This is a genomic window from Escherichia sp. MOD1-EC4550, from assembly GCF_963876935.1.
In the GTDB taxonomy this organism is placed as follows: domain Bacteria; phylum Pseudomonadota; class Gammaproteobacteria; order Enterobacterales; family Enterobacteriaceae; genus Escherichia; species Escherichia coli_F.
Genome location: NZ_CAWNSE010000015.1, coordinates 258098 through 270582, shown reverse-complemented (window position 1 = coordinate 270582; position 12485 = coordinate 258098). Strand labels below are relative to the sequence as shown.

Below are 12485 nucleotides of genomic sequence, written 5' to 3'. Positions count from 1 at the left end.
ATCAGAGAGTCGCTGCAACCTCATCAGAGATTTCACCGTTATGGTAGACTTCCTGCACGTCGTCGCAATCTTCCAGCATATCGATCAGACGCATCAGTTTCGGTGCGGTTTCTGCATCCATATCAGCTTTGGTGGACGGGATCATGGAAACTTCCGCGCTGTCTGCTTTCAGACCTGCAGCTTCCAGAGCGTCGCGTACTTTACCCATTTCTTCCCATGCAGTGTAGACATCAATCGCGCCGTCATCATAGGTCACAACGTCTTCAGCACCTGCTTCCAGTGCTGCTTCCATGATGGTGTCTTCATCGCCTTTCTCGAAGGAGATCACGCCTTTTTTGCTGAACAGATAGGCTACGGAACCATCAGTACCGAGGTTACCGCCACATTTGCTGAATGCGTGACGCACTTCAGCAACGGTACGGTTGCGGTTATCAGACAGACATTCAATCATGATTGCCGTGCCGCCAGGACCGTAACCTTCGTAGATGATGGTTTCCATGTTTGCATCATCATCACCACCCACACCACGGGCAATTGCGCGGTTCAGGGTGTCACGGGTCATGTTGTTAGACAGTGCTTTATCAATAGCTGCTCGCAGACGCGGGTTAGCATCCGGATCGCCACCGCCCAACTTAGCCGCGGTTACCAGCTCACGAATGATTTTAGTGAAGATTTTACCGCGCTTAGCATCCTGCGCAGCTTTACGATGTCTGGTGTTGGCCCATTTACTATGACCTGCCATAAAAATATCTCCAGGTAGCCCTGCCTGTTCAGGCAGCGTTAATTACAAACTGTTCAATCGCCTGCCGGTTGCTCCATGACTTTGTGAGCGCCGCCGCAGCATGCGCATCAAGCCACTTGTAGGCCAGATGTTCAGTGAAAACGATCTGGCGCTCGTGCGGGAGTGCAAGACAGAACCAAGATTCCGTATTACGCGTTACGCCCGGCGCATAGCGATGACGTAAATGTGAAAAAATTTCAAACTCCACCGTGCGCTGACAGTCAATTAAGGTCAGTTGTTCAGCGACAACATCAATGGTGACCTCTTCCTTTACTTCGCGCATGGCGGCTTGCGGCGCGGTTTCCCCCTCTTCCACGCTGCCGGTTACCGACTGCCAGAAATCGGGATCATCACGCCGCTGTAACATCAGCACCCGTTTCGTATCTTGCGCATAAATAACCACCAGAATAGAAACGGGACGCTTATAAGTCATATCAATTATTCTCTGCCTTCTTCACAACCTGAATGCTCAGCTCGGACAGAGCAGTCGGGTTAGCAAAGCTTGGCGCTTCGGTCATCAGACACGCTGCCGCCGTGGTTTTCGGGAAGGCGATAACGTCACGGATGTTGTCGGTACCGGTCAGCAGCATGGTCAGACGGTCAAGACCGAATGCCAGACCTGCGTGCGGCGGAGTACCGTATTTCAGGGCGTCGAGCAGGAAGCCGAATTTCTCGCGCTGTTCCTCTTCGTTGATCCCCAGAATACCAAACACCGTCTGCTGCATATCCCCATTATGGATACGCACAGAACCACCGCCCACTTCGTAACCATTGATGACCATATCGTAAGCGTTCGCCACCGCATTTTCCGGTGCAGCTTTCAACTCTGCCGCCGTCATGTCTTTCGGTGAGGTGAACGGATGGTGCATTGCCGTCAGGCCGCCTTCACCGTCGTCTTCAAACATCGGGAAGTCGATAACCCACAGCGGTGCCCATTTGCTTTCGTCGGTCAGACCAAGGTCTTTACCCACTTTCAGACGCAATGCGCCCATCGCGTCGGCAACAATTTTCTTGTTATCAGCACCGAAGAAAATCATATCGCCATCTTGCGCGGCAGTACGATCCAGGATGGCTTCGATGATTTCAGCGTTGAGGAACTTCGCTACCGGGCTGTTGATACCTTCCAGACCTTTCGCACGTTCGTTAACTTTGATGTACGCCAGACCTTTCGCGCCGTAGATTTTAACGAAGTTACCGTATTCGTCGATCTGCTTACGGGTCAGCGATGCGCCACCCGGAACACGCAGAGCGGCAACGCGGCCTTTCGGATCGTTCGCCGGACCTGCGAATACCGCGAACTCAACGGATTTCAGCAGATCAGCAACGTCAGTCAGTTCCATCGGGTTACGCAGATCCGGTTTATCAGAACCATAACGGCGTTCTGCTTCCGCAAAGGTCATTACAGGGAAATCACCGAGATCCACGCCCTTCACTTCCAGCCACAAATGGCGTACCAGCGCTTCCATCACTTCACGCACTTGCGGCGCGGTCATGAAAGAGGTTTCCACATCGATCTGGGTGAATTCAGGCTGACGATCAGCACGCAGGTCTTCGTCACGGAAGCATTTTACAATCTGATAGTAGCGGTCAAAACCAGACATCATCAGCAGCTGTTTGAACAGCTGCGGAGACTGCGGCAGTGCGTAGAATTTCCCTTTGTGCACACGAGAAGGCACCAGGTAGTCACGCGCGCCTTCCGGCGTGGCTTTGGTCAGCATCGGAGTTTCGATGTCGAGGAAGCCGTGGTCATCCATAAAACGGCGCACCAGGCTGGTGATTTTAGCGCGGGTTTTCAGGCGCTGAGCCATTTCCGGACGACGCAGGTCGAGGTAGCGGTATTTCAGTCGCGCTTCTTCGGTGTTGACGTGGTTAGAGTCAAGCGGCAGAACGTCTGCGCGGTTGATGATGGTCAGCGAGGAGGCCAGCACTTCGATTTCGCCGGTCGCCATATCGCGGTTGATATTTTTTTCGTCACGCGCACGTACGGTGCCCGTGACCTGAATGCAGAACTCATTACGCAGTTCAGAGGCCAGCTTTAACGCGTCCGCACGATCCGGATCGAAAAATACCTGCACGATACCTTCGCGGTCGCGCATATCGATGAAGATCAGGCTACCAAGATCACGACGACGGTTGACCCAACCACACAGAGTCACCTGCTGCCCCACGTGGGACAAACGGAGCTGTCCACAATATTCTGTACGCATGAGATATCCCTTAACTTAGCTGCCGGCGGATGCCCCCTGCTGCGCAGGTGACCAAGTCGCAGCGTTAGCTGTATGTCACAACTGAATGAAAAAAGGCGGCTATTATACTGGAAATTCTGCCGCACCGTAAGAGCCTGGCCCGCGCTGGAACGCCTCGTTACCACTTTATATCGGGCCTGAAATCAGACTCTACGCCAGTTTGCTATAAAGGTGTTGCCCGAACTCATAAAAATTAACAAAATTTGTCGTTCCGCCATCAGCTAATCGCATTAAGGTGAAAGGCACGATTTCGTTTTATCAGGAGACAACATGCTTGAACTGAATGCTAAAACCACTGCGCTGGTGGTGATTGATTTACAAGAAGGCATCTTACCTTTTGCCGGTGGCCCGCATACTGCCGATGAGGTGGTTAATCGCGCCGGGAAGCTGGCGGCGAAATTTCGCGCGAGCGGTCAGCCCGTGTTTCTGGTGCGCGTTGGCTGGTCTGCCGATTATGCCGAAGCATTAAAACAGCCGGTTGATGCCCCCTCCCCCGCTAAAGTGTTACCCGAAAACTGGTGGCAACATCCTGCTGCATTAGGTGCAACCGACAGCGATATCGAAATCATCAAACGTCAATGGGGTGCGTTTTACGGTACGGATCTGGAGTTGCAATTACGCCGCCGGGGTATCGATACAATAGTATTATGTGGGATCTCGACCAATATCGGTGTTGAATCCACCGCCCGCAATGCCTGGGAACTCGGTTTTAATCTGGTGATTGCCGAAGACGCCTGCAGCGCCGCCAGCGCCGAGCAGCACAATAACAGCATCAACCATATCTACCCACGCATCGCCCGTGTGCGCAGTGTGGAAGAGATCCTCAACGCATTATGATTTACATCGGTCTGCCGCAATGGTCGCATCCTAAATGGGTGCGGTTGGGGATCACCAGCCTTGAAGAGTATGCCCGCCACTTTAACTGTGTGGAGGGCAACACCACGCTTTACGCCCTGCCGAAATCCGAGGTTGTCCTGCGCTGGCGTGAGCAGACCACAGATAATTTTCGCTTCTGTTTTAAGTTTCCGGCGACCATTTCGCATCAGGCAGCATTACGGCATTGCGATGATTTAGTAACTGAATTTTTGACTCGCTTGTCACCGTTAGCGCCGCGCATTGGGCAATACTGGCTGCAACTGCCTGCCACATTTGGCCCACGGGATCTGCCTGCGCTTTGGCATTTTCTCGACTCTCTTCCCGGCGAGTTTAATTATGGTGTGGAAGTCCGCCATCCACAGTTTTTCGCCAAAGGGGAAGAGGAACAAACACTTAATCGCGGTTTACATCAGCGCGGCGTTAATCGGGTGATTTTAGACAGCCGCCCGGTTCATGCAGCACGCCCACACAGTGAAGCTATTCGCGACGCTCAACGGAAAAAACCTAAAGTTCCCGTACATGCTGTGCTGACGGCGACAAATCCGCTGATCCGTTTTATCGGTAGTGATGATATGACGCAAAACCGGGAATTATTTCAGGTCTGGTTACAAAAATTAGCGCAGTGGCATCAGACCACTACGCCTTATCTTTTTTTACATACGCCAGATATTGCCCAGGCACCGGAACTGGTACATACCCTGTGGGAAGGCTTACGTAAAACACTTCCAGAGATCGGAGCAGTTCCGGCTATTCCACAGCAATCTTCTCTTTTCTGAATTTGCCACCTATCATAGACAGGTGCCATCGGCCATTTTAAAGGGAGTTTGTATGGTAAGCGCGCTATATGCCGTTTTAAGTGCGTTGTTATTAATGAAGTTCTCTTTTGATGTCGTTCGCCTGCGAATGCAGTACCGCGTTGCCTATGGTGACGGCGGTTTTAGCGAACTGCAAAGCGCTATTCGCATTCATGGTAACGCGGTGGAATATATTCCCATCGCGATTGTGTTGATGCTGTTTATGGAAATGAATGGCGCAGAAACCTGGATGGTGCATATTTGCGGCATCGTTTTGCTTGCTGGTCGTCTGATGCATTATTACGGTTTTCATCACCGTCTGTTCCGCTGGCGACGTTCTGGCATGAGCGCCACCTGGTGTGCGCTGTTGCTGATGGTGCTGGCGAATCTTTGGTATATGCCCTGGGAGTTGGTTTTCTCCCTGCGTTAGCGCACAATACGCCACTTTCTTTTTCCCGGATTTTTACGTTATGTCTCACCGCGACACGCTATTTTCTGCCCCTATCGCCAGACTGGGCGACTGGACCTTTGATGAACGGGTAGCCGAAGTCTTCCCGGATATGATCCAGCGTTCCGTTCCCGGCTACTCCAATATTATTTCCATGATTGGTATGTTAGCCGAACGCTTCGTTCAACCTGGTACGCAGGTTTACGATCTGGGTTGTTCTCTGGGCGCGGCGACGCTCTCAGTGCGTCGCAATATTCATCATGATAATTGCAAAATTATCGCCATCGACAACTCTCCGGCGATGATTGAACGCTGCCGTCGTCATATTGACGCTTATAAAGCCCCTACGCCAGTAGACGTTATTGAAGGTGATATTCGCGATATCACCATTGAAAATGCATCGATGGTTGTGCTGAATTTTACCCTGCAATTCCTGGAACCTTCAGAGCGTCAGGCGTTACTGGATAAAATTTATCAAGGGCTGAATCCGGGCGGCGCGCTGGTGCTTTCAGAAAAATTCAGTTTCGAAGATGCCAAAGTTGGTGAACTGCTGTTCAACATGCACCACGACTTTAAACGTGCCAACGGTTACAGTGAACTGGAGATCAGCCAGAAGCGCAGTATGCTGGAAAATGTCATGCTGACCGATTCCGTGGAAACACATAAAGCTCGCCTGCATCAAGCCGGTTTTGAACATAGCGAGCTATGGTTCCAGTGCTTTAACTTTGGTTCACTGGTGGCATTAAAAGCAGAGGACGCTGCATGATCGACTTTGGTAACTTTTATTCTCTGATTGCCAAAAATCATCTTTCACACTGGCTGGAAACGCTGCCCGCGCAGATTGCCAGCTGGCAGCGCGAACAGCAGCACGGTCTGTTTAAACAGTGGTCCAATGCGGTGGAATTTCTGCCTGAAATTAAACCGTATCGTCTTGATTTACTACATAGCGTGACGGCAGAAAGCGAAGAGCCACTGAGCGCCGGGCAGATTAAGCGCATTGAAACACTGATGCGCAACCTCATGCCGTGGCGCAAAGGGCCGTTTTCACTGTATGGCGTGAACATCGATACCGAATGGCGTTCTGACTGGAAATGGGATCGTGTTCTGCCCCATCTTTCTGATTTAACCGGGCGCACCATTCTTGATGTCGGCTGCGGCAGCGGTTATCACATGTGGCGCATGATTGGCGCAGGCGCACATCTGGCGGTGGGTATCGACCCTACGCAACTGTTCCTATGCCAGTTTGAAGCGGTGCGTAAACTATTGGGTAACGACCAACGGGCGCATCTGCTGCCGTTAGGCATTGAACAACTTCCGGCACTGAAAGCCTTTGATACCGTCTTTTCGATGGGCGTGCTTTATCATCGTCGTTCACCGCTGGAGCATCTCTGGCAGTTAAAAGATCAACTGGTGAATGAAGGTGAACTGGTGCTGGAAACGCTGGTTATTGATGGCGATGAAAACACAGTGTTGGTACCAGGCGATCGTTACGCGCAAATGCGCAATGTTTATTTCATCCCGTCAGCCCTGGCGTTGAAAAACTGGCTGAAGAAGTGTGGTTTTGTTGATATCCGCATTGCGGATGTGAGCGTTACCACGACCGAAGAGCAGCGACGCACCGAATGGATGGTTACTGAATCGCTGGCCGATTTTCTCGACCCGCATGATCCGGGTAAGACGGTAGAAGGTTATCCTGCGCCTAAACGCGCGGTACTGATTGCGCGCAAGCCGTAAAGGTCTGGTATTACTACCGGATGCGGCGTGAACGCCTTATCCGGCCTACAAAGCCTTTTTAATTCAATATGTTGCAGGGACTATGTAGGTCTGATAAGCATAGCGCATCAGGCAGTTTTACGTTTGCATAACCTCAGCGCCCGTTTCCGGGCGCTTTTCACGTCTTATGCCTGAACAGCTGGCTGATCAAACGCCGTTAACTTCGGTGCATTGCCCGTATATTTTTCGATATACACCAGCGCAGAGTTACCGGCACAGGCATTTGCCAGCTGAGAGCTGGGGATATCCGCCGTTAACACGTTCGCACTGCCGTTTTTACACAAGCCATTTTCCAGATCTGGCCATGCACCTTCATGCACGCATACCACGCCTTTTTTGATCCCGTCAGTCACCACCGCGCCTGTCAGAATCTGACCACGTTTGTTCCAGACACGCACCAGATCGCCATTCGCAATACCAAAGCGAGCAGCATCTTCGGTGTGAATAGTGATCGGTTCACGATCGGCAACCGCATATTTTTTACGCAGTTCCGCATAGTTAAGCTGACTGTGTAAACGGTGTGCCGGATGTGCGGTCAGAAGCTGCAACTGCTTCTCGTCAGCGGAACCTTTCCACTCATCAGGCGCAAGCCAGGTTGGGTGTGCCGGGCAATCCTTATAGCCAAATTTTTCCAGCGTTTTGGAGTAAATCTCAATTTTGCCGCTTGGCGTACCCAGCGCATTTTTCACCGGATCGGCGCGGAAATCACCATAACGAACGTACTGTTCGTTCTTCTCGCTGCGGCGCATTTCGATCAGTTTATTTTGCTGCCAGAAAGCATTAAACATCGGCATAGTCACGCGTTGCGCACGCGCACCTTTCTGAGCGGCATCATAGAAAAATTTCAGCCACGCCATTTCATCTCTACCTTCGGTATAGATCTCTTTTCCGCCAGGTTTGAGTAATTCAGCAAGATCGGCAAACACATCAAAATCGTTACGCGCTTCAAATTGCGCAGCGACTGCCTGCTTCATCGGTACAATATGCTGGTTGCTGTAATCACCGGTCATCGTCAAGTCATTGCGCTCAAACGATGTGGTGATCGGTAATACGATATCTGCATGTTTAGCAGCTGCGGTCCAGTAGCATTCAGAAACGACGATCATCTCCGGTTTCTGCCATGCTTTAATCAGACGATTGGTATCCTGGTGATGGGTAAAGTTACCGCCACCCGCCCACCAGATCATTTTGATATTCGGATACGTTTGTTCTTTACCGTTATGCTGATATTTGCCGCCAGGATTTTCCAGCGCATCAACAATACGGGCGACAGGAATCGCCGTCATTCCGCCATCATCAGCTTCCTCGCTGGCCTGTCCGGCAATCGCCGCAGACATTTCCGGCAGCACGCCGCCAACACGCGTCGGGTTGCCACCGTTTGAGTAATGATAAGAGAAACCAAACCCGCCGCCCGGTGTACCAATCTGCCCTAACATCGCCGCCAGCGTCACCAGCATCCAGTGTTTCTGTTCACCATATTGCTGGCGTTGAATTCCCCAGCCTGCCATCAGCATTGTGCGATTTGCCGCCATCAGTTCAGCGAGTTTGACTATCTGCGCTTCCGGTACGCCAGTAATTTCCGCCGCCCAGGCCGCGCTCTTCGGCGTATTATCGCTCTTACCTGCGAGGTACTCTTCAAACTGCGGATACCCGGTGGTGTATTTTTCAAGGAACACTTTATCGTGTTTGCCTAGTGTCATCAGGGTATGTGCAATCCCTAACATCAGTGCCACGTCGGTGCCCATATTCGGCGCGATCCAGGTGGCATTATCGCCAAAGAATTCGATGGTTTCGGAGCGGATAGGATCAATGGCAATCACTGGTTTGCCAGATTTTTTCAGCTGATGGAAGTATTCCAGCCCTTGCTCATCGGTACTGCTCCAGGCAATTTTTAAGGTATTCAGCGGGTTCATCCCCCACAGCACCACAACCTGGCTGTTTTCCAGAATCAGTGGCCAGGAGGTCTGCTGTTCATACACCTCCACGGAACCCACCACGTGCGGCATGATTACCTGTGCCGCCCCGGTTGAATAATCGCCGCTATGCCCTGAATAACCGCCCGCAAGATTCATATAACGTTGCAGTAAGGTTTGCGCTTTATGTAACACGCCAGAAGAGCGCCAGCCGTAAGATCCGGCAAAAATGGCCGATGGTCCGTTAGCTTTGCGAATGCGATCGTGTTGCTCATGAATAAGTTTTAATTCTTGTTCCCAGCTCACCTGTACATAAGTATCTTCGCCACGACCTTTCGCCGGTTGCAGTGGATTATCAAGAAAGCTTTTTCTCACCATCGGATGCTGAATACGCGCCGTGGTGTGTACCTGATCCACCGCTGTAGACTGTAAGGAGTTTGGTATGGTTTTCGCCAGCGCGCCTGTCGAAGAAACAATCCTGCCATCCTTCACTTCTACGTTCATCGCTCCCCAACGGCCTGCGGTGAGGATTTTGCCGCCCTTCTCTTCTGCCCATGCAGGTAACGGTGCAGCCGATGTCACCACCAGCGCCCCAGCGGCAATACCGCTGTGTTTAATAAATTCACGTCTTGTTAATGTCATAACTTCCTCCCTGATCAACGAGGATCACTGTTTCTCGGTAATATCTTTGGCGTTGTACTGGAAGTACCGCGTCAAAATGTCCAGTTCGTTTTCGCTCATGCTGGTTCGCGCCCCCATTCCTTTGGCAATGGACGGCCATGCATTGACGGTGTAATGGTCGGAGGCAATAGGGGCATGGCAACCAGCGCAATAGGTATCGTCAAGTTTTTCAGCGTATTGCCATAGCGGTTTACGGTCCGCTAATGCGGGATCGGTAAGCACACCCTGTAAAGACGCCTGACGCCATTGATTGCCGTATTCGTCAGCCTGCCATTCCCCGTTTACCGTTAACGCCTTGATACCTTCTTCACTTAATTTGGCTAGCGCCAGCCGTTGACCTGCCGCCAGGTAGAGCGTGTTTTCACTGCCCTGCATTTGATAACCCTGCAACAGAACGATCGGCTGTTTGCCACTGGCATCAACGACGGTGAGATCGGTACCAGGATTCACGGTAGCCAGCTCGCCTATGCGAGAAGTTTTGAAAGGATAAATATGTGCGCCATTGGTAACTGAAGTAGCGGCCTGACTTTCCAGCTCATGCGCCGCGTTGTCATCCATTTTTATTTCTGGTGGAAAATGGGCAATGCCTTTATGACAATCGATACAGGTTTCGCCGTCCTTTTGCGCTTTGTTATGCATTTTCTGCGCAGATTCACTTTGCGAGGCAATATCCATGGCATCAAAAGAATGGCAACTACGACACGTTGCAGAATCAGTTGCTTTTAATTCTTTCCATACTGTTTCGGCCATTTCCTGACGATGCGCTTCGAACTTATCGTCACTGTCTATTTTGCCGCTAACAAATTCATGATAAATATCTTTAGAAGCTTTTAATTTAGCAAATAAATAATCCACCCCTGACTTTGGAATATGGCAATCGGCACATTCCGCACGTATCCCTTTCTGGTTAGAAAAGTGGACAGTTCCCTGATATTCCTCAAAAGGTTTACTCATCGAGTGGCAGGAAAGGCAAAATGCGGTATCCGACGTTTTATGTAAGGCTTTTTGCGCCAGTAATAACCCGCCGCCACCAACCACAACCGTTATCAGCAAAAATAATAACCCAATGCGTTTTTTCCCTCGCATAGATTCCTCTAATTAATTCCAGAACACCGAAATCATTGTATAATTAAATATACAACGAATTGACCGCTTGCATAATTCGGCACAACACTGCCTGAAATAATCGATAAAGAATATGATTTATTACAATGTAATCATTAATTGCTAAGGAATAACCCAGTTGTTATTTAGAATATATATTTGTCAGTTTTAGTAATTTAAATTACATAATTAATATGAATATATAAAAATTTTTAGCACAACGCTATGCGCACTGTCACGCGCTCAACTGATCACAGAAATCGTTCGTTTTTTATACTTCTCGGGGATAAAAAAAGGCCCCTGTTGAAATTGCAGGGGCCTGGTACGAGCAAGCATCATATTGGGCGACATGATGCAACGGTAAAAATCATTTGGCCTGACGGCGTTCAATGATTCCTTTCATTTCTGCAACCGCCGCCCCGTCTACGACATAACGCGAATACTCGTCCGCGTGTGCATCTGATGACATGGACAATCCTTGATTACGATAACGCATTGGTGAGGCTTGCCACGCTCCCGCGGAGCTATGGACTTCCAGCACTCCGGCATCGAGGAAGTGGTGCAGGTTTTCTGCACGGACTCCTGCTCCGGCCATAATGATTGGAGCATCACCATGGGCAATAAGTTCCATAATTTTTGATAAACCTTGCAGTGCGTCTGATTTTTGCCCTGATGTCAGTACCCGAGCAACGCCCAATTCCGCAAGATTATTGAGTGTATTTAAAGGGTTAGCGCACATATCGAAGGCGCGATGAAAAGTCACTGCCAGCGGACCGGCAACAGCCATTATTTTTTCCATTCGTGGCATATCGACATTCCCGTCAACATCGAGAACGCCCGTCACCAGTCCAGGAAAACCTAATTCGCGGACTGTGCGCACATCCTCAAGAATGGCGGTAAACTCACCGTCGCTGTAGCAAAAATCACCACCGCGTGGGCGAATAATTGGATGCACAGGGATCGTCACCCGCTGGCGCACGGATTTCAATACCCCCAACGACGGCGTTAAGCCCCCCTCTTTTGGGGCTGCGCATAATTCAACTCTGTCTGCGCCGTTTTGCTGCGCCGTTAGCGCGCATTCCATGCTGTAACAGCAAATTTCCAGTAATGCCATTTTTGCTCCTTAATTACGCCGACTGCTCGCTGGCAACGATCTCTTCAATGGACCACGGATGAAATTTAATGGTCGTTTTGCCATCGGTGACCGCCAGCGTCGGATTCGGTAATCGCTCATGCTCACCTTTTGGCGAACTGGTTTTAACTGAGATCCCCGGCAGGCTGAGTCCTTCATCAGAAAACAATGCCAGCGCACGGGAATTCAGCGTTTCTGGATCGCCCGGCAGAACGATTTCAATATGTTCCCAACCTTCGTGCGGGTAACGTTTTTCCCCGGGCCACGGTAGCTCCACAATGGAAAACTGCCAGTGCGCAACCTGTACCGGTTCATGCAATTTAAACAGACAAATCGGCCTGCCATTGATCATATTTTCTGACAAAAGCTCGCCGCACTGTTCAAACCCGCGACGCCAGCGTTCAGCGGTGACGTTTTGATGGCAACGCAAAGAAATGTGATCGGCAGTCAGTGGAGTGATATCCAACCCCAGACGGCGGGAAAGTTCATCTAATGCGTGGGTAAATCGCGGTAAATCCGATGCAATATCCTGCAGCTCGTCGATAGATTGCCAGTTCGCCATAATCACTCTTCGTCTTTCAGTAAAAGCGTTAATTTACCCTGTTGCCCTGCGCCAACCAACCGCTGATTTCACGCCGCTTCTGATGCAATAGTGAAAACGGCAATACACCACGCGCACGTTGCTGACGAAAACAGCCATTTGCAGTATACTCCCGCCCTAATTTCTTTAACTGGTG

The 12485-nt window shown here is 50.6% G+C and carries 12 protein-coding genes; 5 read left to right on the top strand and 7 right to left on the bottom strand.

Annotated elements, in window-relative coordinates; translation table 11 throughout:
* Position 1: 1 nt before the first annotated feature.
* The 3 genes from AACU19_RS13000 to aspS are packed head-to-tail and all read right to left on the bottom strand — an operon-like array spanning position 2 to position 2988.
* A complete protein-coding gene (locus AACU19_RS13000) occupies positions 2-742 on the bottom strand; it encodes a YebC/PmpR family DNA-binding transcriptional regulator (protein ID WP_000907234.1) in 741 nt (246 codons plus the stop codon).
* Positions 743-770: 28 nt separating this feature from the next.
* Positions 771-1223, bottom strand: coding sequence for a dihydroneopterin triphosphate diphosphatase (nudB, locus tag AACU19_RS12995; protein WP_077626310.1), 453 nt, complete (start codon positions 1221-1223; stop codon positions 771-773).
* Positions 1216-2988, bottom strand: a complete 1773-nt coding sequence (gene aspS / locus AACU19_RS12990; RefSeq protein WP_001258663.1) for an aspartate--tRNA ligase — start codon at positions 2986-2988, stop codon at positions 1216-1218. The genes nudB and aspS overlap by 8 nt, the downstream gene beginning before the upstream one ends.
* Positions 2989-3297: 309 nt before the next feature.
* Between aspS and AACU19_RS12985 the strand changes: the two genes are divergently transcribed.
* Genes AACU19_RS12985 through cmoB form a run of 5 tightly spaced genes read left to right on the top strand, consistent with a single transcriptional unit; the run spans position 3298 to position 6879 of the window.
* Complete coding sequence (locus tag AACU19_RS12985; protein WP_000891621.1) at positions 3298-3864, top strand: hydrolase; 567 nt, start codon at positions 3298-3300, stop codon at positions 3862-3864.
* Positions 3861-4679 carry a DUF72 domain-containing protein gene (locus tag AACU19_RS12980; RefSeq protein ID WP_000639288.1) on the top strand — a complete coding sequence of 273 codons (819 nt, stop codon included), beginning with the start codon at positions 3861-3863 and terminating at the stop codon, positions 4677-4679. The genes AACU19_RS12985 and AACU19_RS12980 overlap by 4 nt, the downstream gene beginning before the upstream one ends.
* A gap of 52 nt (positions 4680-4731) precedes the next feature.
* Positions 4732-5127 carry an MAPEG family protein gene (locus tag AACU19_RS12975; RefSeq protein ID WP_000252980.1) on the top strand — a complete coding sequence of 132 codons (396 nt, stop codon included), beginning with the start codon at positions 4732-4734 and terminating at the stop codon, positions 5125-5127.
* Positions 5128-5167: 40 nt separating this feature from the next.
* A complete protein-coding gene (gene cmoA / locus AACU19_RS12970) occupies positions 5168-5911 on the top strand; it encodes a carboxy-S-adenosyl-L-methionine synthase CmoA (RefSeq protein ID WP_000019597.1) in 744 nt (247 codons plus the stop codon).
* Positions 5908-6879, top strand: a complete 972-nt coding sequence (cmoB, locus tag AACU19_RS12965) for a tRNA 5-methoxyuridine(34)/uridine 5-oxyacetic acid(34) synthase CmoB (protein WP_000564757.1) — start codon at positions 5908-5910, stop codon at positions 6877-6879. The genes cmoA and cmoB overlap by 4 nt, the downstream gene beginning before the upstream one ends.
* A gap of 164 nt (positions 6880-7043) precedes the next feature.
* On the opposite strand, the gene torZ is transcribed toward cmoB, so the two are convergent.
* The 4 genes from torZ to AACU19_RS12945 all read right to left on the bottom strand — a co-directional run bounded on the left by torZ (position 7044) and on the right by AACU19_RS12945 (position 12310).
* Positions 7044-9473, bottom strand: coding sequence for a trimethylamine N-oxide reductase TorZ (gene torZ, locus AACU19_RS12960; protein WP_105278993.1), 2430 nt, complete (start codon positions 9471-9473; stop codon positions 7044-7046).
* Between the two features lie 24 nt (positions 9474-9497).
* The gene (locus AACU19_RS12955; RefSeq protein ID WP_105278992.1) at positions 9498-10598 is read right to left on the bottom strand and encodes a NapC/NirT family cytochrome c; all 1101 of its coding nucleotides are present in this window, start codon (positions 10596-10598) and stop codon (positions 9498-9500) included.
* A 385-nt stretch (positions 10599-10983) separates the two neighbouring features.
* Positions 10984-11730: a copper homeostasis protein CutC gene (gene cutC, locus AACU19_RS12950; RefSeq protein ID WP_105278991.1), complete on the bottom strand. Its 747-nt coding sequence runs from the start codon at positions 11728-11730 to the stop codon at positions 10984-10986.
* A 13-nt stretch (positions 11731-11743) separates the two neighbouring features.
* Positions 11744-12310, bottom strand: coding sequence for a VOC family protein (locus AACU19_RS12945; RefSeq protein WP_105278990.1), 567 nt, complete (start codon positions 12308-12310; stop codon positions 11744-11746).
* Positions 12311-12485 lie beyond the last annotated feature (175 nt).